Below are 25,494 nucleotides of genomic sequence, written 5' to 3'. Positions count from 1 at the left end.
GCGGTCGCCTGCTGCTCGCGCGACGTCGCCGCGATTTCGGCGACCGACGTCGTCACCTGCAGCGACGACTGCTGCGCCTGCGACACGAGGCTCGCGAGCTGTTCGGCCATCCGGTTGAAGCCGTCCTGCAGCGTGCCGAATTCGTCGCTGCGGCGCAGGTCGAGCCGCTGCGCGAGGTTGCCGGTGCGCATTGCGTCGTGCACCTCGACGAGCCGCGCCATCGGCCCCGTGATCGCGCGGAACAGCGCATAGCCGGTCGCCAGCGCGACCAGCAGCACGACGCTCAGCGCGGTCGCGAGCGTCGCTTCCGCCGTATTGACCGACGTGCGGATCTGCCGTGCCGAATCGTCGGCCTGGCCGCGGTTTTCGTCGACCAGCGCGTCCGCGACACGGACTACGTTCTCCCACGCCGTCGTCACGTGCGCGAAGTTGGCCCGCGCAGCCGCGCGGTCGCTCGCCGCCGCATGCGCTGCGTCGTTCAACAGCGGCAGGTACTGGTCGTATGCGGCCCGGAGCGCGGCGAAGCGCGCCTTGTCGTCGTCGCGGAACAGCGTCGCCTCGTATTGCGTCGACGCCTGATCGAAACGCCGCAGCGCTTCCGGAATCCGATCGAGATCGCGCTTCGTGCCGTCCGAATCGCCGTCGCTGAAGATCGCGCGTTCGACCACCGTATAGCTTTGATTGGTCGCGGCGCGCAGCGACGTCGACAGGTACAGGCCCGGCACCGAATCCCGCTGGAGGCTGTCGGCAGCGGCGTCGATCGCCGTCAATCGAGTGTATGAAATCGCGGCCATGACCAGCATCAGCACGAAGATCGCGCCGAAGCTGAGCACGATGCGCGTGCCGAGCGTGAAGCGTCCGCCGCGCAGCAGGGCGGGCAAAGGGGGCGTGCCGGCGCGGGGCGTCGTCGCAGTGGCCATGTCTATCTCCCGTAGGGCTTGGGTCGTCTGGATCCGGCGGCGCGAAAGGCAGAGAAAACGATTCGGTCGCGGGTCGGCGCGATCGATCGAATCGTTCCGGACGGGTGCCCGATTGCCGACGCCCCGCATGCTGTCATGCGGCGCGTCTGATCGCAATCGAATTTTTTACGCATTGAGCCATGCTTTTTTCATCCCATTAAAGATAGGTCAATACGCAGACGTTTGCGGAAATTTGAAAGGGAGCAGGGGTAGGTTGCTGCCGGTATTTCGGCTGGCCGGCCGACGATTGGGCATCGGCGGCCTGAAATGCGGAACAATGACGCATGATCGAATCGCCTGAAATCTAATTGAAATGTTTCCGATATGGGGATGTGAGCACGACTATCGATTTTTGTGTCGCCCAACTCGTGAAAGCCACGCAAAGACTCTGTAAGTTGGTGAAGAGGCGGCGGGAGAATGAAGCGATGAAGGAGACGAAATAGTTATATCAAGGTGATAAGTGCATGCCACGCGTCTTCCTCAAGAGTCGTTATCGTATCAGTCTTGCCAGTTCCAGTGGGCATGACGACTGTTGCTGGTTTAGTGGGTTCCATGTCGAGATGCGATAGAACGGCAAGGACTGCCGCTCGCTGGGGTGGCCTGAATCCACGCCCTTCATTAGCTTCGGTTGCGAGACCAAAGTTGATGCGATTGTCGGCCCAGCTCCTGTAAATCTCATTCTTCCCATAAAAATCAACATCAACGTCCATTCCCTTGCTCCCCCGTTAAGCTTCATATGTTTGTATCACGTGACGACGTAAACGCATCTCGCAACAGACTAAGCCGTTGCCAGTCCAGCATCCACTGTAGCGTAACGCGCCGACAGGAGATCAGTGCGTTTGTCACGAAACAGACTTTGCAAAGTGGCTGGATCGATCAGCGGCTCTTACCACCCAACGATCACGATGCGGCTGATCGCAACGTCGAACGGATCAATAGAATTCACAGAAATCCACGCAAACTGTTACACGACTAGACGTCGAGAATCTCCGACGGCCCCATTCTTTCGGCGAGCGCAGCTCTTTCCCTCATATCGATCGCCGCAGCACTCTTCCATCCTGATCGGTATGTCGTTCGATAGTGAATATTCACTTACTCCATATTCGACATATAGCCCGAACAACAACGCGATCATGGATTTCGCATGCATCAAATATGCCGATATATCATCGAATTTTTAAACGCATGACACCGAGGAAATCATTTTTTATTCAAAGGCAACATATTGAGACCGCGGACATCTTTTCTGAGAACCAACTGTGGGCTCGCAGAAAAGATGTCTTTGGCACCCTATACAAATCAATGACTTGGACATCTTTTCTGAGACGATCACATGCTCACCGTCTCAGAAAAGGTGTCCTTGGGCACGGAAATTCTCAGAAAAGTTGTCCTTGGAAGCATCGCTTGCCTCCGTTCGCGCATTCCGTTTGAACCGAGCGGTGAATGCCGTGGATCAAATCTGCACGACATCCCGACCGAAACCTGTCACCTCATCAGTCACAGCTAAGGCCTGCGCCCCAGATCCTTGGATACGGGGCGCGACCGATCAGGTGGAGGTCGAGCGTACCTTCCCCAGGATCGTGCATGTGGAGGCGGTTCGTCCGCGCGGCGTGGCGCAGGACTTGTGAATCCTTCCGCCAAGACGCCTAGAATTCAGTCATGGCTGCATTCCACATTCACAAGGAGGCTGTCATGACTCAGTCGATGATTGGTTGGGTGGTTGGTCTTGCGGTGGTCGCGGTGGTTGCAGTCGCGTTGGCGCGCCGTTACCAGAGCGAACATTCAAGTATGGAAGTCGTTCAGTGGCTGGACTCCCATCACTTGGGGTGGATGCATCGCAAACATTGACCTCTCGGCGCTGGCGGCGATAAACCCCGCCTTGCCGAAGTTTACCGGGAGCCAAACACACGGATGCAGGCGGGCGGGTGAAGTCTGCCATGTCGTTGTCTCGCCAGGGGTCTTGGCAAGGAAGGCATCATGGATGATGAAGTGTGTACGACCCACACGCACGTGGCACGCCTTCGCGTGATGCGGACCACGTCTGGGCGCTATCGCGGAATCGTCCACTTGCACCGCATCGGAGAGGATCCCGGCACCTCTGATCAACACGATACCGAAGGGGATTTTGCATCGGACGTGGAGGCGCGTGACGCCGCACGAACGCTCGCACGCAGATTGCTCGAAGAGCAAATCCAGGGGCACGAAAAGGCGCAAGGCATCGATTGAATCTGCGTCGGCGGCCTGGTCGTTACGCAACGTCGATCGGCAACGCGACGTCCATCAGCGCGTAGCGCGCCAGTCGCACAATGCGGCCGCTCGTCCGTTGATCTGCCTTGAGAGCACGGGACAGAAAGGAATGTCGGCTTACGACGCGAGTTTCCCGTTGACCGGCAGCATGGCGTCGGCTCGCGCAATTTCGGATCGGGACGCACGTCTCCGATTGACGCGCGCTCCCATGCATTGCTGTTCAACAGAGAGCCGTATCAAAGAACTGCGTCGAACATCCAATGTTCGCCTCGGTTCTGATCGATGATGTCTTCTGCGTAACGTTGCGAAGCCCGGCGTGCGTCACCGGCACTGGCAAACGGCGAACCGTCGACAAGCTTGAAGGTCTGGCTCCGGGTCAGCGTGGTGTTAGTGCCACGCAGGCAAACCTTGACCGCCGCGTCGAAACCGGCTTCGTAGTTGTGAGTACGGCCAGCGCCTGTGTGAAAGTGAGGATAAGTCAGCGGATATATTTCGAATCCGCGATAGGTACGCATACTCATGATGAACTCCCGGTGATTGATGGCTACGAATTGCGTAGAGGAGCGCAATCAATCCTGTATCGGCGCTACATGGTTAGCGTCGAACAAATCTGTTTCGAGGCACACCGGGCGAAGCCCGTTCGTCTTTGTGCCGGAAATTGATACGCCCTTTGGTGAGGTCATAGACCGACAATTCCAGTGGACCTATCCGTCATTTTGTGGGCGGGGCATATCATGAGAGGTAAAAGTCATGGATATGCCAATGAAGAAGAAACGGAGAACAGTAGCCTCTCAGGCAGCGGCCCGCGGGCCGCTGCCTGAGTTGCCCAAAGAACTGCTGGACCAACTGGTCAAGGGGCCGATGACGCCGACCGAGGTTCAGGATCTGATGCTGGCGTTCAACAAAGCGGTCATCGAACGCGCGATGGGCGCCGAAATGAATCTACATCTGGGCTACCCGTCGGGCCAGTCCAAGCCGCCCGGACAAGCCAACGAGCGCAACGGCGCCAGCGGCAAGACGGTCATCACGGATCGCGGCCCGGTTCGTGTCGAAGTCCCTCGTGACCGTGACGGAAGCTTCGAGCCGATCCTGATTCCCAAGCACGAGCGCCGCTTCACCGGCTTCGACGAACGCATCATTGCGATGTACGCGCGTGGCATGAGCGTGCGCGAGATTCAAGGGTTTCTGGCCGAGCAATACGGCACCGAAGTGTCGCCCGACTTCATCAGTTCGGTCACCGACGAGGTGATGGCCGAAGCGCTGAGCTGGCAGAGCCGCCCGCTCGAGGCGATGTATCCGGTCGTGTTCTTCGACGCGCTGCGGGTCAAGATCCGCGACGACGGCGTGGTCAGCAACAAGGCCGTCTATCTGGCCTTGGGCATCCAGGCCGATGGCCAGCGCGACGTGCTGGGCCTCTGGATCGAGCAGACCGAGGGCGCCAAGTTCTGGCTCAAGGTGTTCAACGAACTCAAGACGCGCGGCTGCCAGGACATCCTGATCGCCGTGGCCGATGGCCTGAAAGGACTGACCGAGGCGATCAGCGCAGCCTATCCGCGGACCACCGTTCAGACCTGCATCGTGCATCTGATCCGCAACAGCCTCGAATACGCCAGCTACAAGGACCGTAAGGTACTCGCCACTGCGCTGCGCCCGATCTACGCGGCTGCCAGCGAAGAGGCGGCAAGGCAAGCGCTGCAAGACTTCGCCGACGGACCTTGGGGGGCGAAGTACCCGACGATCGTGCAGTCGTGGCAACGCGCGTGGGAGCACGTCGTGCCGTTCTACGTGTTCCCGCCGGAGATCCGACGGGTCGTCTACACCACGGATGAAATACACAAGCCCCCACGCCGTACTTCGCTCGTTCGCTATGTCCGCGCTTCCGGCCACCGTATCGGCGCGCTGTCTGATTTGGGGCGCGACTGCTTCCACCGGTTAAACAGTCTTTGATAGGTTCGCTCAGACTGCTCAGCCACGGCTCGTTCCTGCTGACGGACACTCTTCAGACTGTAGGCGGCAGCCGGACCTTTGCGCGAGCCATGCTGCGCCGGCATTCCAGCCTGCAGTTCCAGCGCACGTAACTTGTGTGCGGTCAACGCGGGACGGTCCCACGCGAACGGCTCGTCGCGTGTCAGCACATACCATACGATCACTGCGAGTTTGCGAGCGGTCGCGACGACAGCAATTTGCTGGCCGCGGCGATCGCGCACGCGTAGGAAGAAGGCGCGCAGCGGCCCAGGCGCCTGCGTGGCGCCCCAGGCAGCCTCGACCAGCATCGCCCGTGCGTAAGAGCGCCCGCGCTTGGTGATGTGGCCGTGCCTGGCCGGTGTCGGGCCGGACTGATAGACCGACGGATTGAGCCCGAAGTAGCTCACCAGCTTCTCCGGATTCGGAAACCGCTCGATGTCGCCAATGGCAGATAGCAGCCCGATCGCCACCGTGGTGTTGACGCCGGTGATCGTCAGCATCACGCGCAATCGCGCGTCGTCGATGGTCGCTTGCGCGAGTGCTTGCTCCACCTCGCGCAGATCCTCACCGAGGCGGTCCAGTTCGCGCAGCCGCTGCTCAACACCGAGTCGCTCGTCCAACGGAAGCGGTTGAACGCCGAGCCAGGCACGCCCCTTCTTGCCAAACAGATCGGTGGCGGGGCATCGCTCGATCAGATGCGCGGCCAGAACCGCATGAATCTCGTTCTTCAGCCGCGTGCGCTGCCGCACCAGCTGTGAACGACGCGAGATCTGTCGGCGCAGCGCCAGCGTGTGCTCGTCCGGCATCCATACTTCCGGCAGAAAGCCGCTTGCATACAGCTGTGCCAGTACGGCTGCCTCGATCTTGTCCGTCTTGACGCGAGCCTCCGCGATCAGCCGAACTTGCAGCGGATTGGCAATCGCCACGCGCGCGACGTGCCGACGAAGCACGTTGACGATGGCGGCAGTGTTGCCGGTTGCTTCGAGCACCACATGATCGGTGGCGCGCAGCTTCTCGGCAAAACGCTCCAGTTCGTCGCGTCGCAACCCGGTGCGGCCGCCTGCATGCAGCGTGCCATCCTCCAGGTACGCGATCTCGGCCACTGAGCGCGAGACGTCAAACCCCACGATTCGCATAACCGTCTCCCGCATCAGATCACTGTTGGGAGCCGGTGGGACAGCACGACAACTACGGATTCGCGCTCACAGCGCAACCGGGCGGGTCGCAGGGGCGGCCAACTACTAACACGAGCTCGCGGCTCATCGTGTAACAACGGCCTGCCCACCCGAAGTGCTCCCCAGTGCCCCTGTCCCGGATGGTCACACCATACGCTCAAACCACTCGGCGCGGAAACGCGAGGCACCGGCTATATCATGCCGGTTACGAACGCCATAGAAAGTTTGAACATGCAGTTGCGCAAGATCATCAAGACCCGTGGTCACTTCCCGAATGATGAGGCCGCGATCAAACTGCTCTGGCTGGCGTTGCGCAACGTGCTGGCCAAGACCGTACGCGCTGCGTTCGACTGGAAATCAGCGATGAATCAGTTTGCTATCCTGTTCGGAGAGCGATTTATGCAGGCGCGTGGATAACGCGCTGTTCAACCGCCTCGCCCACAAAAATGCAGACAGGTTCCGCTGACGCGTATCACCGCTATGCGCGGGCATCTCCGCATACGGACGCCCGGCATCATCAATATCATTCCGGAGCTCCACGAATCTCAATATAGCCAGGCTGGCTGAACCTCGTCCTCACACGTTCACGAGCATCGACCTGGCATTTCATCCGGCCGCGTTGATGACCTTCGTTTCCAGGTAATCCTCGAAACCGAACGCCCCCCACTCGCGCCCGTTCCCCGACTGCTTATAGCCGCCAAACGGCGCATCGAAAGACTGATCGGCGCCGTTGAGACTCACCATACCGGCACGCAGTTCGCTTGCTACGGATCGTGCCAATTCCGCATTGCCCTGCAGATATGCCGCAAGTCCGTACGGCGTGTCATTCGCAATGGAGATGGCTTCGTCGAGACTCCGATACGGGATCATCGTCAAAACGGGGCCGAAGATTTCCTCGCGCGCGATACGCATATCGTTATGCACATCAGCGAACAGCGTCGGTTTGACATAGTAGCCGAGCTCGAGACCAGCCGGCGCATCCGGCCCGCCGGCGACGAGCGTAGCGCCTTCATCGATCCCCGCCCGGATGAGAGCACGGACCTTTTCGAACTGAGCGTGCGACGCAACAGGGCCGATATGGCCGCCGTGCTGCTCAGGACGACCGACCTGAATGCTGTTGGTCACCTCACGAGCGATTTCGACAGCCGCCGCGTATTCGCTCTCGGGCACGAGCATACGTGTGGGTGCGTTGCAAGACTGTCCGCTATTAGCCATGCAATGACGCACGCCTCTCTCCACGGCCGGACGCAAATCCGCGCCTTCGAGAATGATGTTCGGCGATTTGCCGCCCAGCTCTTGGGCTACCCGTTTGATCATTTGCGCACCCACCGCGCCGATCGTGCTGCCTGCGCGGGTCGAACCCGTAAACGAAATCATGTCGATGTCAGGATGCGCCACAAGCGCCGCGCCCGCAGTCGCACCGTCGCCGTTGATCATGTTGAACACGCCGGGCGGCAAATCGAGTTCATCGATCATTTCGGCCCACAACAGCGCGCTCAGCGGCGTGACCTCGCTCGGCTTGAGCACCATCGTGCACCCGGTTGCGATGGCGGGCACCACCTTGCACGCGATCTGGTTGATGGGCCAGTTCCACGGTGTAATCAATGCGCACACGCCAATGGGTTCGCGAACCACAGTCCCGCCGGAGACTGCGTGCTGGAAGCGAAACGTCCGAAGGGCATGGATCCCGGCCTCAATGTGCCCTTGCCCCGTGCGGGCCTGTGCCGCTACAGCGAAATCGATGGGCGCGCCCATCTCTAGCGAGATGACGCGCGCCATCTCGTCGTAGCGCCGGTTGTAGATCGACAGCAGTTTGACGAGCCATCGCTCCCGCTGCTCGACGGTAGTCCGCGAAAATTCGCCGAACGCAGCTTTTGCGGCCGCTACCGCACGACCGACGTCCGACGCGGAAGCAGCGGCAATCGTCTCGATAATCGACTCGTCCGCCGGGTTTTCCACTTCGATCTGCGCGCTCGACTCAGGCGCTTGCCATTTGCCCGCAATGTAAAACCGCTTCGCATTGGTCATTCGAGTCTCCAGTTGTTGAATTTAAAAAGGGGATTCAGCCTTGCCGTCATCGTCACCGCATCTGCTGCATCTGCTGCATCTGCTGCATCGCATCGAGAAATGCCCGTGGCTTTCCTCCTCCACTGCCACGATTGACCCGGGCGCTTGTGCCTGCCCGCATACCGGAATATGATGCATCATATATTTTATTTTCACAGGAGGAAAGTCCATGACGAAAGTTGCTGTAGTAACGGGGGGCGGCACCGGAATCGGTCGCGCGATCGCCGAAGAATTCTTGCGCGCGGGTCTGCGCCCCGTGTCCGTCGGAAAGGACGCGGACGAGGATCTCGATCCGGCGATCGCGTTCAAACGAGTCGACGTGACGTCAGCTGCTGAAGTTCGCGACGCATTCGGCGATCTTGCGCAGATTCACGTGCTCGTCAACGCCGCCGGAATCATCCTCCACGACCGCGCGGAGTTCGATTCAGCGGGCTTTCGAAAAGTGGTCGACGTCAATCTGAACGCCTGCCAGCTCACGACCGAAGTCGCGCTCGACAAGCTGTCCGCGGTGCGCGGCTGCGTCGTCAATATCGCATCGATGTGGAGCTTTTTCGGCTCGGCCCGTAATCCTGCCTATACGGCAAGCAAGGCCGGCCTTGTTGGCTTGACGCGCGCGCATGCCGCCGCGTTCGCGGATCGCGGAGTGCGCGTCAATGCAGTGGCGCCTGGCTGGATCGAAACGCGACTATCTGCGGGAGCGCTGAACAACCCCGAGCGCAGCGGTTCAATTCGCGCACGGCTGCCGCTCGGGCGCTGGGGGCAGCCTTCGGATGTCGCCAGGGGCGTGAAATTCCTTTGCTCGGCCGACGCGGACTACATCACGGGAGTCGTCCTTCCGATCGACGGCGGATTCAGCATCGCATGATGAAGCAGTGAGGATAGGCGGCGGCGATGCGCCGCCGCACGCATGTGCTACCCGCGTGGGGTAGCATCGCAATCGGATCGGGTAATCGGCTACTTACGTAGCGGCGACTTCGCCATGCTCCCGCTCGGCCATCCATTCGAGCAGCACGCGCTGGCCCCATTCGATATCTTCCTGGATCGCTCGCGATGCCCCCTCGGGATCACCCTTGCGCAGCGCGGCCAGCACGCGATAGTGGGGGTGCGAACGATTCGATATCTCGCGCCGCGGCAGATGCGAATGAAACGTGTGCAGCAGCGGCCCCATCCGGACCCACATGGTTTCCACGGTTGCGCTGAGCGTGGGCATCCTGGCTGCCGCCATCAATTCGAAATGGAAGTCGCGATTGCGCTCCGCGGCCTCTGAAGGGCTCGCGGCAACTGCCTCGATGAACTCGTCGTGCGTCAGGCTCAGATGGCGGATTTCCTTTGGGGTAATGCGCTGCGCCGCCTGTTCGGCCGCCGCACCCTCGAGAAGCCGCCGCATGAGCTGAATCTCCGCAACGGTATCGGCGTCGAGCACCGGCACCACGATCGAGGTTGCCGCAGTCATTTCCAGGGCCTGTTCACTGACCAGGCGGAAAATCGCTTCGCGCACCGGCGTGATGCTCGTGCCGAGCTTTTCGGCAAGGTCGTTGATACGCAGTCGGTCGCCAGGCGCGTACTGACCGTTCATTAATCGGGAGCGGATCTCTTCGTAGATGCGTGACGAGAGATTGCTCTTTTCGACACGGGCGAGTGGCTTCATTCTGATAACGGGACGAAAAATGTTTTCATGCATGATACATCACGCTCCATCGCCGCAACAGGCGGTGCCGATGCCGATAACCCGGCTGCGGGCTCAGTCGACTACGGCGACGGGCCGGCCGTGCCCGGTATGGGCTTTCAACGATTCCAGTGCTTCGGGCAAGCGCGACAGCGGCATCGGCTCGATAGGCAGCGGCGCCAGTGCGCGATGCAGCACGTCAGTGAGCAGACGCTCTCCCGCATCGACCAGCGTGCGCCAATGCGCGGCCGAGCCGTGGGTGTGCAGTGCATTCAGGGCCACTTCATGCAACGAGATGGCCGTCGTAAACGGTGCGACCGGGGATGTCTCCAGACGGTCCTGGATGCAGACGAGATGGCCGTTCACGGCGACGAAGCGCGCAAGTCGGGCGGCATGCTGGCCGCTCACCGTGTCAAACACGACGTCGAACGGCCGATGCGATGAAAAGGCGCTGCTTCCGATGTCCGGCAACAGACTCGTCGAAGCGCCAAGACGCGCCATGCGCTCGAAATGACGTGAGTTGCACATCACCGACACTCGCCAGCGAGCCCGCACTGCGAGCTGGACCAACAGCGTGCCGACCGCTCCACCGGCACCCGTTACCAGTGCTTCGAGGCCGGTCCGGTGCGGCACTTTCTGCGTGGCTTGCCACGCCGTCAGCATGGGGCACGGCAACGCCGCCGCCTCGGCAAAACTCAGGCCCGGCGGCAAGCGCAACAGTGCGCGGACCGGCACTGCGGTGTACTCCGCGAAACTGCCGTCGCGCGTGAGCGACTGGTGGTAGGCCACACGCACGCCGAGCCATTCCTGTTGGATGCCCGCGCCTACCGAGACCACCTCTCCCGCCCCGTCAACCCCTGGTATGTGGTCCGGCCGCCATGCCGGCGACCCCCATTCGATGAATTTCCAGTCAACGGGATTCAGACCCGCGGCGCGGTTGCGCACGAGCACTTCTCCGGGCCCCGGCACCGGCCTCGCCGCACGCCGCCATGCGAGCGCGGAAGGCGCGCCGGCGATCTGCCAGGTCCAGGCGCCCATCGTATCCGTCGTGTTGTTCGTGCCGATCGTCACGCTATCTTCCAGCATCGCTACACCACCGCGTCAAGTGCTGCGCCGCTCAGGGTCGTCTTGCCGAGCACGTAGTCCGCGCCCTTCTCGCCGATCATGATGGAAGCGGCGTTCGTATTGCCCGACACGAGATTCGGCATGATCGATGCATCAATCACGCGCAATCCATCGATGCCGCGCACGCGCAATTCGGGATCCACCACCGCGTGCTCGTCCACGCCCATCCTGCACGTGCCGACCGGGTGATAGACGGTTTTCGCGCGCTTGCGAATGTAGTCCATCAGCGCGGCGTCGGTCGCGACGCCCGCGCCCGGCAGCGCCTCCTCGCTCGTATAGCTGCGCAGAGCCGGTTGCGCGAGAATCTCGCGCGCCTTTTTCAGGCCGGCTACAGCGAGGCGTCGATCCTCGGCATGCTGGAAGTACTTCGGATCGATCCACAGCGCGGCGCCCGGATCCGCGCTGCGCAGACGAATCTCGCCACGGCTTTGCGGACGAAGCACGCAAGGATTGATTGTCGCGCCTGCCGACTTCACGTGGTCCTGATCCAGGTCCAGAAACACGATCGGCACGAAGTGCATCTGGATATTGGGACGCTCTTGCGGCGCGTCGACGTTGACGAACGCGCAGGCTTCGGTCACGTTCGATGTGACGGGCCCGCTCTTGAAAAGCAAATATTGCAGCCCGTTCTTCAGCGTGTTGGTGAAGCTGTCCTGGCCGTAGTAACCGTAGTTTCCCGTGCAGTAGGACACCGCCGGAAATTCGATATGGTCTTGCAGGTTCGCACCGACACCCGGCAGATCCTGCACGGCCTCGATGCCGTGCCGAGCGAGTTCCTCCGTCGCGCCGATTCCGGAAAGCAACAGCAGACGCGGCGACTGCACGGCTCCTGCCGACAGGATCACCTCCTTGCAGCCCTTCTCGCGTACGAGCTGGCCGTTGCTGACGTATTCCACACCGATCGCGCGACCCGCCTCGATCAAAATGCGGTCCACGCGCACACCGGTACGGATCGTCAAACGCCCGCTCGCCTCGGCGTTGCGCAGATAAGCTACGGCTGCGCTGCAACGCTTCTTGTCGCGTGTCGTGATTTGATTGAAGCCGACGCCATTCTGCCGCGCGCCGTTGAAATCGTGCGTGAAAGGAATGCCGGCTTGCTGCGCGGCGCGCACGAACGCCGTCGACAATTCGCAGCGTTGCGAAAGATCCGACACGCCAAGCGGCCCGCCGACGCCGTGATACCGATCGTCGAGCCGCTCGTTGTCCTCCGCGCGCCTGAAGTACGGCAACACCTCGTCGTAAGACCATCCCGAGTTGCCCAGGCGAGCCCATTCGTCGTAGTCCTCTTGTTGCCCCCGGATATAGATGAGCGCGTTCACGGAACTGCCACCGCCCAGCACCCGGCCTTGCGGCACGATGCGCGGCCGGGAGTCGAGCCCTGTCTGCGGCTCGGTTTCGTAGTGATACAGCAGATCCGTCGAGAGCAGTCTCGTGAAACCGGCGGGGATATGCACGAGCGGATTCCTGTCGCGCGGCCCCGCCTCCAGCAACAGGACGCTTGCGCCAGCTTCGATCAGTCGGCCGGTGACGGCGCTGCCCGCCGAACCGCCTCCGATCACGATGTAGTCGTATGTCAAGGGTGTCTCCAGTGTCTGCTTCTGGTCGATTGAACGGGCGCGACTTCTTTTGCACTACACATCGCTGCACTGCACATCGCTACAGCCCGCCAACCAATGATATATGATGCATCTCTATTGAACAACAACGACCGTGGTCGTATGGCTTCGCAGCGCCTAGGGGAAATACCCATCTAAGTCAGGCCATCTTGAATATATGATGCATCATCCATTCTCAATCGCCGCAAGATGACACGCTTTCACTTACGGGCAGCAATGAACACCGCCCATGGCAAACAGGATTACAGAGGAGACGATGAGCAACCACTTGATCATGCGCAACATCAGCAAGCACTTCGGTGGCGTACAGGCGCTGCGCAACGTCAGCCTGGAAGCGCACGGCGGTCAGGTACACGCGCTGATGGGCGAAAACGGTGCGGGCAAATCGACGCTCATGAAAATACTGGCGGGTGCGCACACGCCTGACGAAGGCGAGATCCTGCTGGACGGTCGCCACCTTCCAATCGACAGCCCGCACGCCGCGCAGGCGCACGGAATCTCCGTCATTCATCAGGAGTTCTCGCTCGCAAAGCATTTATCCGTCGCGGAGAACATCTTTCTGCACGACCTCGGCGCGGGAACGTCGATCATCCGCTGGTCGAAACTGAAGGCGCGCGCCCGCGAACAACTGGATGCGCTCGGCTTCGGTGAGTTGGACGTGTCGCGTCCCGTCTCAACGCTGTCGGTCGCCGAGCAGCAGATCGTCGAGATCTGCAAGGCGCTCTCGCGCACGTCGCGTGTTCTCGTATTCGACGAACCGACGGCCGTGCTCACCGCGCGCGAAACGACGCGTCTGTTCGCCCTGCTCGAGCGACTCAAGCGTGATGGCGTATGCGTCATTTACATCTCGCACCGGCTGGAAGAAATCTTCCGGCTGTGCGACAGCGCCACCGTGCTCAAGGACGGCACCTTCGTCAGCACGGTGCGCATTGCCGACATCGACGAAAATCGCCTCGTTCAGCTGATGGTCGGCCGAGAGCTGCAGGATCTCTTTCCGAAGCGCGACGCGTGCATCGGCGACACACGGCTGGAAATACGCGGCCTTTGCGCAGGCGAACGCGTGCGCGACGTCTCTTTTCACGTGCGCGCGGGCGAGGTGCTGGGCTTCAGCGGCCTCGTCGGCGCAGGCCGAACGGAGACGATGCGCGCGATCTTCGGTGCGGACCGCAGGAGCAGCGGCGAAATTCGGGTCGACGGCCGTCCAGTCGCAAAGCTGAAGCGTCCCCGCCACGGCATCGAGAGCGGTATCGGGATGCTGCCCGAGGACCGCAAACAGCAAGGCGTGCTCCTGAACATGCCGATCCGCGCAAACGCGATGATGACGCCGCGCAACACGCTCGCGCACCTGCGCTGCATTCTCGATCATCGTGCCGAGCGCGTGCGCACGCGCGAACTGATCAAACAGCTGCGGGTGAAGGCGCGCGATACCGACGTCGACGTATCGACGCTCTCGGGTGGCAATCAGCAGAAAGTCGCGCTGATGAAGTGGCTCTCGAACGGCTGCCGGGTACTGATCCTTGACGAGCCGACGCGGGGCGTCGATATCGGCGCCAAGATCGAGATCTATCACGTCATCAACGATCTCGCACGCGCCGGCGTCGCCGTCATCGTGGTCTCCTCCGACATGCCGGAGATCATCGGCCTGTGCGACCGCGTGCTCGTCATGCGTGCGGGCCGTATTGCGGGCGAACTCAGCGGCCCCGCCATCAACGAAAAGTCGCTGATATCGCTGGCCATGGGAGTCAAGTAATGGAAGGAATCATGCAAACACAGCGCACCGATGTTCCGCTGCTCCGCGGTCTGTTGCGCCATAACGCGTTGATCATGCTGATCGTGCTGTTCGTCGTATCGAGCGTCATGTCGCCCGCGTTTCTGAGCCAGGAAAACCTCTATAACCTGCTACGGCAATTGACACCCCTGCTGTTCGTCAGCCTCGGCATGTTACTCGTGATCAATACGGGCGGCATCGACCTGTCGGTGGGGTCGATCGCAGCGGCGGGCGGCCTGCTGGTAGCCATGCTGGTCCCGGCGATGCCGTTCGGCGGCATGACCGGGCTCCTCCTCTCGGTCGTGCTGGCCGTGATGCTCGGTGCGCTTTTCGGGGCGTTCAACGGTGTACTCGTGACCGCCCTCGGTCTCGCGCCATTCATCGTCACGCTTGCCATGATGACCATCGCACGCGGAATCACATACATGATGTCGAATGGCCAGCCGACGATGCTGCCGCTCGATCTGCCGGCGGCGGAATTGCTCAATGAATTCGGCAGCGGCAGCGCTCCTTGGATCAACGTGCCATGGCCGGTCGTGCTCGGCGTGGTCATCGCGCTGCTGTTCTACTTCCTGATGACCTACACCACGTTTGGACGCATGGTCGTCGCCACGGGCAGCAATGAGACGGCCGTGCGGCTGGCAGGTATTTCCGAGCGCGGTTACAAGTTCTGCGTCTACGTGATTTCCGGTGCGCTGAGCGCCGTCGCCGGCATCGTTTTCACGGCACGCACGGGTGTTGGCACGCCGATCACCGGCGTCGGCCTGGAACTCGACGGCATCGCGACGTGCGTGATCGGTGGCGCGTTGCTCTCGGGCGGGAAGGGATCGGTTCTCAACACGGTGATCGGCGTGCTCGTGCTGGGCCTGATCGGCAATGTGATGAATCTCCTGAGCGTGCCTGTTTATCCGCAACAGATCATCAAAGGCGCCATCATCGTTCTTGCCGTGCTGGTCCAACCTATCGGCCAACGCTAAACCACTTCTCCATCCGCCCGGGCCGCCACGCGGCCCCTCCGCTTCATCTTTTCTTTCATCCAACAATATTATTCAGGAGACTGAAATGAATGTTGCTCGCAGAGCACTCGCCGTCGCCACCGTGCTGGCGTTCGGCATCACCGCCCCTGTCCACAGCCAGGCCAAGGCAAAGATCTACACGCTTCTGCCGAATACGGCACTGTCCGGTGTGGTGGATCCGGCCCTGCCCGATCGAACGGCGGTCCGCAAGGCATGGCCGAAGCAGCCGGCCAATCCGAACCAGCTAAAAATAGGCTGGACCGACATCACGCTGGGCAATCCGTGGTTCGTTGAGCTCATCAAGGGGGCACGGCAGAGTGCGGCGAAATACGGTTACTCGATCGACGTGCAAGTGGCCGACGGCGATCTGCAGCGCCAATGCGCGCAGATCGACAACTTCGTCACGCGCAAAATGGACGTCATTGTGGTCGATCCGACCGATACGCTAGGTGTGTCCGCATGCATCAATCGCGCCGTCGATGCCGGCATTCCGGTCGTCACCGTCGGCACCACGCCGGACGCGAGCGCCCGAGTGCTCACCACACTGCTTGGCAACCCCTATGCAAGCGGTTTCGAGGTAGGCCGGTACGTGGCGAAGGAGGCAGGCAAAGACACGCCGATCGACGCAGCCGTCGTCATCGGCGTGCTCGGAAACTCGACGTCGGAAAGCCGCATCAACGGACTGATCGCGGGCATCGTCGATCAGCGCATGCGCGAGCGCACCACAAGCGCGAGCCGAGAGGACGCCATGTTGCGCGGCTTCGAACTGTTCCAGACCTTGAAGAAAACCGGCAAGCTGAGCGCCCCGGACATCAGATTCAACGTACTCGCGCTGGGCGTAGGCAAGTGGACCGAGGAAGGCAGCCTCGCAGCAACTGAAGATATTCTCTCCGCGCACGGCAACAAGCTGAATTTCATCCTCTCCGAGAACGACTTCATGGGGCTCGGCGCATTGCGCGCCGTACGAAACATGGGCAAGCAGGGGAAGATACGCATCGCCGATGCAGCCGGCGGTTACCGTGGAGAGCTTGACCAGATCAAGAAGGGCAACATCCTCGTGTCCGGCGAAAACTCCGGCGAGCAGACCGGTGTGGCTGCCATCGAATTCATCCACAACGCGTTCACGCGGCGCGTCGATGCGAACAATCTGCCCATGGGCTCCGGTTTCCCGCCGGCAATCATCACGCAAGGCAACGTCGACCAGAAGATCGATCCGAATCCGGCGAACCTCTTCTACAAGTACACGATTCCGCCCGTCCGGTCGATTTCGGAGATTCGGGCGCAAGGCACAAGCAACTAATTCGTTTCGCTTTGTTCCGCATGTAATGCAAGGGCGTGCACTGCCTTGGTCCGCACGCCGCGTGCTTTCACTGGAGATTCACTTCATGAGCTTTGACACCGACAGTTTTCGCGACAATCTTTTTACAGGACGGCACGTGCTCGTTTCCGGCGCGACGAGCGGCATCGGGCTTGCCATCGCGCGTGCGTTCCACCGACTCGGCGCGCATACCATCGCCACGGGCTCATCCGCAACGAAGCTCGACGCGCTACGCAACGAGGCGTCGCTGACCGGCCTGCGTTTTGCCGCGCTGGACGTGCGCAGCCACGGCGAAATCGACGCATTCTTCGGCAGCCTCGGCCGCCTTGACGTGCTCGTCAACGCGGCCGGCGTCGCTCGCCCGCGCGACGAATACGCGGATGATGTGTTTAGCGATGTACTCGACGTCAACCTGCGTAGCGTAATGCGCGTGTCGCAGGCCGCACGCCCGCTCCTCGAACAGTCGCGCGGCTCGATTGTCAATATCGCGTCCATGCTCAGCTACCTCGCCGACGCCGACGTACCGGCCTACTGCGCCAGCAAGACCGGCGTGGTCGGTCTGACTCGCTCGCTGGCCCATGAATACGGGCCGCGCGGCGTGCGCGTGAATGCGATCGCTCCCGGTTACCATCGAACCGACATGACGCGGATATTCTGGGAATCGGAAGAGTTGTCGCGCAAGATCGTGTCGCGTTCCGCTCTCGGTCGCTGGGGCGAAGCAGGGGATCTCGCGGGCGCGGCGGTGTTTCTCGCGTCACCCGCCGCGGCTTTCGTGACCGGGGTGACGCTGCCCGTCGACGGAGGATATGTGTCCGGCTTCTAGGCCGATTCGATACGGCGTTCGAAGCCGATCAGCCAAAAACGGCCGCCCGTGGCGGCCATTTCCTTTTCCGCACGTTCGGCGATCAGGCGATGCCGCCGAAGCACAGATACTTGATCTCGAGATAGTCGTCGAGGCCATAACGCGATCCTTCCCTGCCAAGGCCGCTTTCCTTGACGCCGCCGAACGGCGCGACTTCGGTCGACACGATTCCGTCGTTGATGCCGACCATTCCGTACTCGAGCGCCTCCGCGACACGCCACACCCGCGCGATATCACACCCGTAGAAATACGAAGCAAGCCCGAACGGCGTATCGTTTGCGAGCGCGATGGCTTCCGATTCCGTCTTGAACCGGAAGATCGGCGCAATCGGGCCGAAAGTCTCTTCGTCAAAGATGCGCATGTCGCGTGTGGCGTCGGCCAGGATAGTCGGCTCGAAGAAATTCGCCCCCTGCGCAGCGCGCTTGCCGCCGGCCACGACACGTGCGCCCTTCGCGAGCGCATCCTGCACATGCTCTTCGACCTTCGAAACGGCAGCGGCATCGATCAGCGGCCCGATCGTGACGCGTTCGTCCAGGCCGTTGCCGACCACCAGCTTGCCGACGGCCTCCGCGAGTCGCGCGACGAAGCGGTCGTAAATGCCATCCTGCACGAGCAGGCGGTTGGCGCACACGCAGGTTTGACCGGCATTGCGATATTTCGACGCGATCGCACCGCGCACTGCCGCATCGAGGTCGGCATCGTCGAACACGATGAACGGTGCGTTACCGCCTAGTTCCATCGATGTCTTCTTGACCGTTGCGGCACACTGGGCCAGCAGTTGTTTGCCGATTTCCGTCGAGCCGGTAAACGACAATTTGCGCACGAGTGGATTCGACGTGAGTTCCGCACCGATCTGATTCGCTTTGCCCGTCACGCACGAAATTACTCCGTACGGAATACCGGCGCGTGCGGCGAGCACGCACAGCGCCAACGCACTGAACGGGGTTTGACTCGCAGGCTTGAGTACCATCGTACAGCCGGCGGCCAGCGCCGGCGCGAGTTTTCGCGTGAGCATCGCGGCCGGGAAGTTCCATGGCGTGATGGCCGCACAGACACCGATGGGTTGCTTCAGTACGACGATTCGCTTGTCGCCGGCCGGCGACGGAATCGTGTCGCCATAAACCCGTTTGCCCTCTTCGGCGAACCACTCGACAAACGACGCCGCGTAGTCGATTTCACCGCGGCTCTCGTTCAGCGGCTTGCCCTGTTCGAGCGTCATGATTTTCGCCAGATCGTCGCGATGTTCGCGCATCAGCTCGTACCAACGGCGCAGCAACGCGGCGCGCTCCTTTGCCGTTTTCGCACGCCAATGCGGCAGCGCCTGCGCAGCCGCATCGATCGCGCGGCGTGTCTCGACCGTGCCCATCCGAGGGACCGTGCCAAGCAACGCGCCGGTTGCCGGATTGAACACGTCAATGGTCGTGCCGTCATCGGCCGCGCCCCACTCACTGCCGATCAGGCACGCGTCTCTCAACAGATCCATATCGCGCAGCTCCGCGCCGCGCCAGCCATCGTCATTCAACATCGCTACTCCCGTTTATCAGAACCGGCGCGAAGTGGTGGCGCCCGAGTTCCGATGTCGGGAGATGGCTTCGCGAGCCAGCGCGTCGCTGCCACCCTTCGCGTACCGTAAACACCTCGATTACCGCGTGCCGCCCGCGATACGGTGAGCTGTTTTGCGGGCGGCTGGCACGTCAGGTCGCCTTCGCGAGCGCGGCTCGCGCAACGCGGGTGATCCCGGGACCGTCGAGTTCGTAGTGCGCATACAGATGCGTCGGCGGTGCGATCAGGCTGTACTCGTCGTAGATTCCGTGCCGCACGAGCCGCACGCCGAGCCCCTCGTCGGCCAGGACCTCGGCCACCGCCGCACCCAGCCCGCCGATCACGTTGTGCTCTTCGACCGTGACGAGCACCTTCGACTGTCGCGCCGCCGCGATAATGGCGTCACGGTCGAGCGGCTTGATGGTCGGCATGTCGATCACGCCCGCCGAAATGCCTTCCGCCCTCAGATTGTCAGCCGCTTCGAGTGCACCGGCGACCGGCAATCCGCAGCCGATAATGACGACGTCGCGTCCCACCGAATGAACGATGGCTTTGCCGATCGTGAACTCGACACCATCCTCATAGACTTTCGGATCCCGCCCGCGTCCGATGCGGAAGTAGATCGGGTCGGGCCACGTGGCCGACGCGCGGATCGCGGCGGCGAGCTGCGCGCCGTCGGCGGGCGAAATGACGGTCAGATTCGCAATCGCGCGCATCGTCGAGATGTCTTCCGTTGCATGGTGCGAGGTACCGTAGAAGCCGAGCGAGATGCCGGTATGGTGACCCACGAGCCGCACCGGCAGCTTGCAGTACGCGACATCCATGCGAATCTGCTCGCAGCACAGCAGGCCGAGAAACGATGCGAAGGTCGCGACGAACGGCATGAGGCCCGTGGTCGCCATGCCGGCGGCGGCGGAAACCATGTTCTGCTCCGAGATGCCGAATTGCACGTAGCGCTCCGGGAATTCGCCGGCGAACTTGTTCAAGCCGTTCGAATACTGGAGATCGGCGGAGCCGGCGACGACGGGATGACCTTCGCGCGCGAGATCGATGAGCGCATCGGACAGATAGTCGAGGCCAGGATTGCGCGCGTTGAGCGCGCGGTACTGCCACGAATCGGGATTTTGCGGAGTAGACATGCTTAGATCACCTTGCTCTTGATTTCTTCGATCGCCCGTTGCGCGTCATCGGGTGCCAGATAGCCGAGATGCCAGCCGGGTTCGGTTTCCATGTACGACACGCCCTTGCCCTTGACCGTCTTCGCGATGATGCAGACCGGCTTGCTGCGCACCGGGTCGGCCTTCACACGACGCAGCAGCGGCACGAGGGCGGTCAGATCGTGGCCGTCTACTTCATGCGTCTCCCAGCCGAAGGCGCGCCACTTCTCCGCAAGCGATTCGATACCGATGACGTCGTCGACCTTGCCGTCGAGTTGATAGCCGTTGCGATCGACAATCGCGATGAGGTTCGAGAGGCGGTGATGCGCGGCGAACAGCGCGGCTTCCCATACCTGCCCCTCCTGCATTTCGCCGTCACCCAGCAACGTAAAAACCTTGAAGGGGCTGCCTGCCATCTGCGCCGCCTTGGCCATGCCGGCACCGTTCGATAGCGCGTGGCCGATCGACCCCGAGCTGAAATCGACGCCCGGAACCTTGGTCATGTCCGGATGATCGCCGAGCGGATTGCCGAGACGGGAGTAGCCATCGAGCGTCTCCCGGTCGATGAACCCGTAGTCCGCAAGAATGGGAAAAAGTCCGACGGCCGCGTGCCCTTTGCCCATCGTGAACCGGTCGCGATCCTTCCATTGCGGGTTGCCGGCACGCAGTGCCATGACGTCGTAGTAAAGCGCGGCAAAGATTTCGGCTGCGGAAAACACCGACGTGTAGTGTCCCGTCTTCGCGATTTCTATCAGACGAATCGTCTCGAGGCGGACGAATTGCGCCTTCTCGCGCAACTGCGCGAGCGTCTCCCTGGAAAGCGCCTGATCGCTCTCCTGCAATGCTGTCGACATAGAGTCTCCTATTGGAACCTGAAAGGAACGAGGCGAGCGCGGCAAGACTCGGCATTCCGCCTTCGTTTCATACATGATGCATCATATATCATGATAGCGCAATGATCGACGTGCCCTGTCTTCTGTTGTCGATGTGTACGCGTGGCATTCCGGCAATCATGAATCGCGCTCCGCAAATTGACCTTGCCGTATCGCCCTCAAATGATGCATCATATATCTTCAAACAACACGGAGACACGCATGATGACCACTCCACCCTCCTCGCCCACGGTCAATGGCGAAACACAGGTTATCGTCCTGATGGCGTGGCCGTCCGCTCACGTCCGGACGCCCACACTGTTCAATGCCCTTTGCGCGAGGAAGAACATCAACGCGATCATGGTTCCGTGGGCCGTGCGTCCCGAGCATCTGACGCAGGCATGGGACGGACTGCGGCACATCGCCAATCTGGCCGGTGTCGTGCTCACTATTCCGCACAAGCAGGCGGCGGCAGAACTGTGTGAGGAACTCGATGGCGACGCATCGTTGCTCGGCGTTGTGAACGCGGTCCGCCGCAACGCGAGCGGCAGTTACACGGGGCGAATGTATGACGGTTCCGGTTTTGTCGCCGGCATGCTGCGCGAGGGCATCGCGCTCGCGGGCAAGCGCGTGCTTTTGCTTGGCGCAGGTGGAGCGGCGACTGCCCTTGCGTTGGCACTGGCGCGCGAGGGCATTGCACGGCTGACGATCGCGAACCGCAGTCGAGAAAAAGCAAGCGACCTGGCGGCACTCGTCGGAAAGGCAGTGCCGAACTGCGAGGTAAAAGCGGGCAGCGACGAGCCAGGCAATCACGACATCGTGATCAACGCAACGTCGCTAGGTCTGAAACCTGACGACGCGCTGCCCTGCGACACGTCGAAGCTGACGCCCGCAATGGTCGTCGCTGAGGTGATCATGCAGCCCGCGGTCACGCGGCTTCTGGTAGAAGCTGAAGCGCGTGGCGCCCGCACTCACCGTGGCGAACACATGGTTATGTCGCAACTCGATCACTTTGTCGAATTCCTGCTCACCACCGTGAATGCGTAAGGCTGAGGCTGGCGTCCTTGTCGCCCAACGTCTCAGCGAGCTCGCCACCCAGATACGCGGTCCTTGCAAGCAAACCGATCGGCGATTCCGGCACGCTTACTGCACCCTAGTCACTGATGCATCCGATGAGATTCATCTGTTCAGGATTCCATATCTAATTCTATTCGACCGGTACTCGAAATCATGACTGCACTCATTTTTGGCTCTCCGGGCCGATACATCCAGGGCGACGGACTCCTTGACGATATCGGTCAATACATTCGCGAATGCTCGGAGCGTGCGCTGATCCTTTGCGACTGCTTCGTGAAAGAACAGTTCGGATCGCGAATCGCGGCCTCGTGCGCCGCGCACGAAATCGACGTACGCTGGATTGCGTTCAGCGGTGAACTTACGGATCGAAAGATTCGCGAGCTCGAGCAGGCCGCGCATTCGTTCGACCACGAAGTCGTTGTTGCGATCGGTGGCGGCAAAACGCTCGACGCTGGAAAGGCGCTTGTCGATGCTGCACATTGCGCGTTGATCACCGTGCCCACCGTTGCATCGAACGACTCCCCAACTTCCAAAAACTATGTGGTTTACGACGAGGATCATCAACTCGTGGCGGTCAGGCACTTGCGGCGCAGCGCCACGTACGTGTTGGTTGACACAACGTTGATCGCGCAGGCGCCGACACATTTTCTGCTTGCCGGCATCGGTGATGCGATCAGCAAATACTTCGAAGCAGAGCAGTGCCTGCACAGCGACGGCAAAAACATGTTCGGCGCCAGGCCGTCCTACTCTGCGTACGTACTCGCGCGCGAGTGCTTTTCGATCATTCGCGCCCACGCGGAGACGGCGCTGGCCGAGCTCAAGCACGGCCGCACTGCTCCGGTATTCGACCGGCTTGTCGAAGCCGTCATTCTGATGAGCGGCCTGGGCTTCGAAAGCGCGGGGCTATCGATCGCGCACTCGATGACGCGTGGCCTGTCCCGGCTCGAAACGTCGGCGCGGGCACCACACGGCTTGCAGGTCGCGTACGCGCTGCTCGTTCAACTACATCTCGAACGTCGAGCACCGGACTTCATGCGCGACATGATCGGCCTCTATGCGCGCATTGGTCTGCCGGTCCGCTTGTGCGACCTGGGTTCTGGCGTCGTCACTCGCGAGCACTACGAGACCGTCGCTCGCTTCACGTTACAAGCACCCTACTCGGCAAATTTCGAGCGCACGCTCGGCATCGCGGACATCGTCGCGGCAATGGAAGCCATCGACCACGCTACTGCCTGAGCCCACAGGCAGCGCGAACCGGGCGCGAAAACATTTCCCGCGACAATAAATTGGAGACTTCATGACTTACCTTTCTCATCTTTCCTCGTCGTCGCGACGTGCCACGTCGCAACCTTCATCTCATCGGCGATCCTTGATCGCGTCCAGCCTCGGCAATTTACTCGAATGGTTCGACTGGACGGTCTACACGGTCGCATCGGTCTATATTGCTGGCGCGCTGTTCGATAATACGAACAAGACATCGTCGCTGCTCGGTACGCTGGCCGTATTCGCTGCAGGCTTCTTCGCCCGCCCGTTGGGTGGCATCGTATTCGGCGCGATCGCCAACCGGATCGGGCGCCGCTCGGTACTCTTGAGTACGATGCTCCTCATGGCGTTCGCGAGCCTTCTGATCGCGATCATCCCGCCATATGACGCAATCGGCAGTTGGGCCTCGGCTGCATTGCTGGTAGCGCGACTCGTGCAGGGTGCGGCGCACGGCGGCGAAACAACTGCGTCCTACGCCTACGTTGCCGAAATCGCTCCTCCGGCGCAGCGTGGTTTGTGGTCGAGTGCCGTGTTCATTTCGGTCGGCGCCGGCTCGCTGCTTGCCACCTTTTTTCTTGCGTCGCTCACGGCGTTCCTTTCACCGAACGCCATGCAGGACTGGGGATGGCGGGTGCCGTTCGCGTCAGGCGGGTTTCTCGCGATATTCGCGCTATGGCTGCGCCGCAATATGGTGGAGAGCATCAGCGTTGACGCTTCGACTAACGCCCGTCATAAACCGTGGCCACGGGCCAAGGTCGTGCGTGAAGGCTTGAAGCTGTTCGTGTATGAGGCCGGTTCGACGCTTACCTACTATACGTGGGTAACGTCCGCGGCCATCTATGCAATCAGTGTCAAGCACATGGATCCGCACCGCGCGTTCGCAATGAGTTGCATTGCCCAGGTGATCTATCTGATCGCGCTTCCGCTCATTGGACGCCTTTCCGATTTCACAGGACGCAAGGTTACAACGCTCATCTCGCTACTCGGCATCTCGATCACCATCTTTCCGCTCTGGAGCTTGATTTCCAGCGAGCCGTGGACGTTGCTTGTCACGCAATCGGTCGGGCTCGTGCTCGTTGCATTTATCACCGGGAGCAAGCCTGCAGCCATTTCGGAACAAGTGCCGACACGCTACCGCACCCGTCTCTTCGGCTTCTTCATTTCACTTGCGGTCGCATTCTTCGGCGGCACCGCCTCATATCTGAATGCATGGTTGTATTCCATCAACAGGGGGCAGCTATTCAATGTCTATCTTATCGTGGTGGCCGTAGTCGCGAGTTGCGCCGTGCTGACATGGAAAAACAACACCGGGGTAAAGCTGGACGATATCGAATGAGCTTGGATACCGACCCTGATCTAGGAAATAGTCAGGGTCAAAACTGGAGAAATTCGACATGACGTGTCCGACTGGGACACGAAGGCCATGTCATGAAGACGAGCAAGTTTACGGAAGATGACCTGCCCTGGAATTTTCGGACCAGTTGAAACTTGAGAGAATGGCTTCCAACGGAGAAAAGGAAGTCATGAAGAAGAGCCGGTTTACCGAAGAACAGATGGTCACCATCCTGCGCGAGGCGGACAAGGCGCCGGTCGCGGAAGTTGCGAAGAAGCACGGGGTCAGCGAGCAAACCATTTACAACTGGCGACAACATTTCGGCGGGCTGGAGGCTGCCGACGTGAAGCGGCTCAAGCAGCTCGAGCAAGAGAATGCGCGGCTGAAGAAGATGCTGGCCGAGCGCGATCTCGAGCTGGACGTGATGAAAGAGATCAACGCAAAAATGTATGGTCCGCCCCGGTTT

Annotated in this window: 21 protein-coding genes and 4 pseudogenes; 13 read left to right on the top strand and 12 right to left on the bottom strand. The window is 61.1% G+C overall.

Annotated features, from left to right (window positions below; genetic code table 11):
• Both DIE04_RS29080 and DIE04_RS30440 read right to left on the bottom strand, forming a co-directional pair.
• Positions 1-920, bottom strand: a 920-nt coding sequence (locus DIE04_RS29080; RefSeq protein ID WP_148091656.1) for a methyl-accepting chemotaxis protein, incomplete at its 3' end; no start/stop codon positions are given.
• 482 nt (positions 921-1,402) lie between these two features.
• On the bottom strand, positions 1,403-1,669 hold the full coding sequence (locus tag DIE04_RS30440) for a DEAD/DEAH box helicase family protein (RefSeq protein ID WP_124573312.1): 267 nt from the start codon (positions 1,667-1,669) through the stop codon (positions 1,403-1,405).
• Positions 1,670-2,618: 949 nt separating this feature from the next.
• On the opposite strand from DIE04_RS30440, the gene DIE04_RS29925 reads away from it, so the two are divergent.
• Positions 2,619-2,807 (top strand): hypothetical protein, encoded by a 189-nt coding sequence (locus DIE04_RS29925; protein ID WP_034175061.1) that lies wholly within the window; start codon positions 2,619-2,621, stop codon positions 2,805-2,807.
• A 129-nt stretch (positions 2,808-2,936) separates the two neighbouring features.
• The gene (locus tag DIE04_RS29065) at positions 2,937-3,185 is read left to right on the top strand and encodes a hypothetical protein (protein ID WP_260426327.1); all 249 of its coding nucleotides are present in this window, start codon (positions 2,937-2,939) and stop codon (positions 3,183-3,185) included.
• A gap of 257 nt (positions 3,186-3,442) precedes the next feature.
• On the opposite strand, the gene DIE04_RS29060 is transcribed toward DIE04_RS29065, so the two are convergent.
• Both DIE04_RS29060 and DIE04_RS30435 read right to left on the bottom strand, forming a co-directional pair.
• On the bottom strand, positions 3,443-3,727 hold the full coding sequence (locus DIE04_RS29060; RefSeq protein ID WP_124524294.1) for a hypothetical protein: 285 nt from the start codon (positions 3,725-3,727) through the stop codon (positions 3,443-3,445).
• Positions 3,728-3,800: 73 nt separating this feature from the next.
• A pseudogene (locus DIE04_RS30435) lies at positions 3,801-3,905 on the bottom strand (translation initiation factor IF-1); the annotation flags it as partial.
• A gap of 57 nt (positions 3,906-3,962) precedes the next feature.
• On the opposite strand from DIE04_RS30435, the pseudogene DIE04_RS29055 reads away from it, so the two are divergent.
• Positions 3,963-5,093 (top strand): annotated as a pseudogene (locus DIE04_RS29055) (IS256 family transposase); the annotation flags it as partial.
• On the opposite strand, the gene DIE04_RS29050 reads toward DIE04_RS29055, so the two are convergent.
• A complete protein-coding gene (locus DIE04_RS29050) occupies positions 5,072-6,307 on the bottom strand; it encodes an IS110 family transposase (protein ID WP_124524293.1) in 1,236 nt (411 codons plus the stop codon). The pseudogene DIE04_RS29055 and the gene DIE04_RS29050 sit on opposite strands and share 22 nt — an antisense overlap.
• 234 nt (positions 6,308-6,541) lie before the next feature.
• On the opposite strand from DIE04_RS29050, the pseudogene DIE04_RS29045 reads away from it, so the two are divergent.
• Positions 6,542-6,763, top strand: a pseudogene (locus DIE04_RS29045) (transposase); the annotation flags it as partial.
• Positions 6,764-6,952: 189 nt separating this feature from the next.
• Here DIE04_RS29045 and DIE04_RS29040 read toward each other — a convergent pair.
• Positions 6,953-8,374, bottom strand: a complete 1,422-nt coding sequence (locus tag DIE04_RS29040) for an aldehyde dehydrogenase family protein (protein ID WP_124524292.1) — start codon at positions 8,372-8,374, stop codon at positions 6,953-6,955.
• Between the two features lie 208 nt (positions 8,375-8,582).
• Between DIE04_RS29040 and DIE04_RS29035 the strand changes: the two genes are divergently transcribed.
• On the top strand, positions 8,583-9,278 hold the full coding sequence (locus DIE04_RS29035) for an SDR family NAD(P)-dependent oxidoreductase (RefSeq protein ID WP_124489528.1): 696 nt from the start codon (positions 8,583-8,585) through the stop codon (positions 9,276-9,278).
• Positions 9,279-9,371: 93 nt separating this feature from the next.
• Here the strand turns inward: DIE04_RS29035 and DIE04_RS29030 are convergent, their stop codons facing one another.
• From DIE04_RS29030 to DIE04_RS29020, 3 genes are read right to left on the bottom strand one after another with little or no spacing between them, the layout of a single operon-like run.
• Positions 9,372-10,094, bottom strand: a complete 723-nt coding sequence (locus tag DIE04_RS29030; protein ID WP_012366404.1) for a GntR family transcriptional regulator — start codon at positions 10,092-10,094, stop codon at positions 9,372-9,374.
• A gap of 60 nt (positions 10,095-10,154) precedes the next feature.
• Positions 10,155-11,165 (bottom strand): zinc-binding dehydrogenase, encoded by a 1,011-nt coding sequence (locus DIE04_RS29025; RefSeq protein ID WP_124489527.1) that lies wholly within the window; start codon positions 11,163-11,165, stop codon positions 10,155-10,157.
• A gap of 2 nt (positions 11,166-11,167) precedes the next feature.
• Positions 11,168-12,781, bottom strand: a complete 1,614-nt coding sequence (locus tag DIE04_RS29020; protein ID WP_124489526.1) for a GMC family oxidoreductase — start codon at positions 12,779-12,781, stop codon at positions 11,168-11,170.
• Between the two features lie 295 nt (positions 12,782-13,076).
• Here DIE04_RS29020 and DIE04_RS29015 point away from each other — a divergent pair, with 295 nt between their 5' ends.
• From DIE04_RS29015 to DIE04_RS29000, 4 genes are all read left to right on the top strand, one after another.
• The gene (locus DIE04_RS29015; RefSeq protein ID WP_124489525.1) at positions 13,077-14,570 is read left to right on the top strand and encodes a sugar ABC transporter ATP-binding protein; all 1,494 of its coding nucleotides are present in this window, start codon (positions 13,077-13,079) and stop codon (positions 14,568-14,570) included.
• Complete coding sequence (locus DIE04_RS29010) at positions 14,570-15,565, top strand: ABC transporter permease (RefSeq protein ID WP_124524291.1); 996 nt, start codon at positions 14,570-14,572, stop codon at positions 15,563-15,565. The genes DIE04_RS29015 and DIE04_RS29010 overlap by 1 nt, the downstream gene beginning before the upstream one ends.
• A gap of 85 nt (positions 15,566-15,650) precedes the next feature.
• On the top strand, positions 15,651-16,904 hold the full coding sequence (locus DIE04_RS29005) for a sugar ABC transporter substrate-binding protein (protein ID WP_124489523.1): 1,254 nt from the start codon (positions 15,651-15,653) through the stop codon (positions 16,902-16,904).
• Positions 16,905-16,989: 85 nt separating this feature from the next.
• Entirely contained in the window at positions 16,990-17,745 is a 756-nt protein-coding gene (locus DIE04_RS29000; protein WP_124489522.1) for an SDR family NAD(P)-dependent oxidoreductase, read from the top strand.
• Positions 17,746-17,827: 82 nt separating this feature from the next.
• On the opposite strand, the gene gabD is transcribed toward DIE04_RS29000, so the two are convergent.
• The 3 genes from gabD to DIE04_RS28985 all read right to left on the bottom strand — a co-directional run bounded on the left by gabD (position 17,828) and on the right by DIE04_RS28985 (position 21,337).
• On the bottom strand, positions 17,828-19,309 hold the full coding sequence (gabD, locus tag DIE04_RS28995; protein WP_124489521.1) for an NADP-dependent succinate-semialdehyde dehydrogenase: 1,482 nt from the start codon (positions 19,307-19,309) through the stop codon (positions 17,828-17,830).
• A gap of 169 nt (positions 19,310-19,478) precedes the next feature.
• A complete protein-coding gene (locus DIE04_RS28990) occupies positions 19,479-20,465 on the bottom strand; it encodes a transketolase family protein (protein WP_124524290.1) in 987 nt (328 codons plus the stop codon).
• A 2-nt stretch (positions 20,466-20,467) separates the two neighbouring features.
• A complete protein-coding gene (locus DIE04_RS28985; RefSeq protein WP_124524289.1) occupies positions 20,468-21,337 on the bottom strand; it encodes a transketolase in 870 nt (289 codons plus the stop codon).
• A 240-nt stretch (positions 21,338-21,577) separates the two neighbouring features.
• On the opposite strand from DIE04_RS28985, the gene DIE04_RS28980 reads away from it, so the two are divergent.
• The 4 genes and pseudogenes from DIE04_RS28980 to DIE04_RS28965 form a co-directional block, all read left to right on the top strand.
• Positions 21,578-22,402: a shikimate dehydrogenase gene (locus DIE04_RS28980; RefSeq protein WP_124489518.1), complete on the top strand. Its 825-nt coding sequence runs from the start codon at positions 21,578-21,580 to the stop codon at positions 22,400-22,402.
• A 183-nt stretch (positions 22,403-22,585) separates the two neighbouring features.
• Entirely contained in the window at positions 22,586-23,668 is a 1,083-nt protein-coding gene (locus DIE04_RS28975; RefSeq protein WP_124524288.1) for a glycerol dehydrogenase, read from the top strand.
• A 61-nt stretch (positions 23,669-23,729) separates the two neighbouring features.
• Positions 23,730-25,031: an MFS transporter gene (locus tag DIE04_RS28970; protein ID WP_124524287.1), complete on the top strand. Its 1,302-nt coding sequence runs from the start codon at positions 23,730-23,732 to the stop codon at positions 25,029-25,031.
• A 187-nt stretch (positions 25,032-25,218) separates the two neighbouring features.
• A pseudogene (locus tag DIE04_RS28965) lies at positions 25,219-25,473 on the top strand (transposase); the annotation flags it as partial.
• Positions 25,474-25,494: the final 21 nt, after the last annotated feature.

It is taken from the genome of Burkholderia sp. Bp8994, assembly GCF_003853805.1.
Taxonomy (GTDB): Bacteria; Pseudomonadota; Gammaproteobacteria; order Burkholderiales; family Burkholderiaceae; genus Burkholderia.
The sequence above is the reverse complement of the archived record's forward strand: the minus strand, read 5'-3'. Positions and strand labels throughout refer to the sequence as shown.

Excerpts from the sequence above, each read along its gene's own strand:
- DIE04_RS30440 (WP_124573312.1), bottom strand. The coding sequence starts at position 1,669 with ATGGACGTTGATGTTGATTTTTATGGGAAGAATGAGATTTACAGGAGC.
- DIE04_RS29925 (WP_034175061.1), top strand. The coding sequence starts at position 2,619 with ATGGCTGCATTCCACATTCACAAGGAGGCTGTCATGACTCAGTCGATG.
- DIE04_RS29065 (WP_260426327.1), top strand. The coding sequence starts at position 2,937 with ATGGATGATGAAGTGTGTACGACCCACACGCACGTGGCACGCCTTCGC.
- DIE04_RS29060 (WP_124524294.1), bottom strand. The coding sequence starts at position 3,727 with ATGAGTATGCGTACCTATCGCGGATTCGAAATATATCCGCTGACTTAT.
- DIE04_RS29050 (WP_124524293.1), bottom strand. The coding sequence starts at position 6,307 with ATGCGAATCGTGGGGTTTGACGTCTCGCGCTCAGTGGCCGAGATCGCG.
- DIE04_RS29040 (WP_124524292.1), bottom strand. The coding sequence starts at position 8,374 with ATGACCAATGCGAAGCGGTTTTACATTGCGGGCAAATGGCAAGCGCCT.
- DIE04_RS29035 (WP_124489528.1), top strand. The coding sequence starts at position 8,583 with ATGACGAAAGTTGCTGTAGTAACGGGGGGCGGCACCGGAATCGGTCGC.
- DIE04_RS29030 (WP_012366404.1), bottom strand. The coding sequence starts at position 10,094 with ATGCATGAAAACATTTTTCGTCCCGTTATCAGAATGAAGCCACTCGCC.
- DIE04_RS29025 (WP_124489527.1), bottom strand. The coding sequence starts at position 11,165 with ATGCTGGAAGATAGCGTGACGATCGGCACGAACAACACGACGGATACG.
- DIE04_RS29015 (WP_124489525.1), top strand. The coding sequence starts at position 13,077 with ATGAGCAACCACTTGATCATGCGCAACATCAGCAAGCACTTCGGTGGC.
- DIE04_RS29010 (WP_124524291.1), top strand. The coding sequence starts at position 14,570 with ATGGAAGGAATCATGCAAACACAGCGCACCGATGTTCCGCTGCTCCGC.
- DIE04_RS29005 (WP_124489523.1), top strand. The coding sequence starts at position 15,651 with ATGAATGTTGCTCGCAGAGCACTCGCCGTCGCCACCGTGCTGGCGTTC.
- DIE04_RS29000 (WP_124489522.1), top strand. The coding sequence starts at position 16,990 with ATGAGCTTTGACACCGACAGTTTTCGCGACAATCTTTTTACAGGACGG.
- gabD (WP_124489521.1), bottom strand. The coding sequence starts at position 19,309 with ATGTTGAATGACGATGGCTGGCGCGGCGCGGAGCTGCGCGATATGGAT.
- DIE04_RS28990 (WP_124524290.1), bottom strand. The coding sequence starts at position 20,465 with ATGTCTACTCCGCAAAATCCCGATTCGTGGCAGTACCGCGCGCTCAAC.
- DIE04_RS28985 (WP_124524289.1), bottom strand. The coding sequence starts at position 21,337 with ATGTCGACAGCATTGCAGGAGAGCGATCAGGCGCTTTCCAGGGAGACG.
- DIE04_RS28980 (WP_124489518.1), top strand. The coding sequence starts at position 21,578 with ATGATGACCACTCCACCCTCCTCGCCCACGGTCAATGGCGAAACACAG.
- DIE04_RS28975 (WP_124524288.1), top strand. The coding sequence starts at position 22,586 with ATGACTGCACTCATTTTTGGCTCTCCGGGCCGATACATCCAGGGCGAC.
- DIE04_RS28970 (WP_124524287.1), top strand. The coding sequence starts at position 23,730 with ATGACTTACCTTTCTCATCTTTCCTCGTCGTCGCGACGTGCCACGTCG.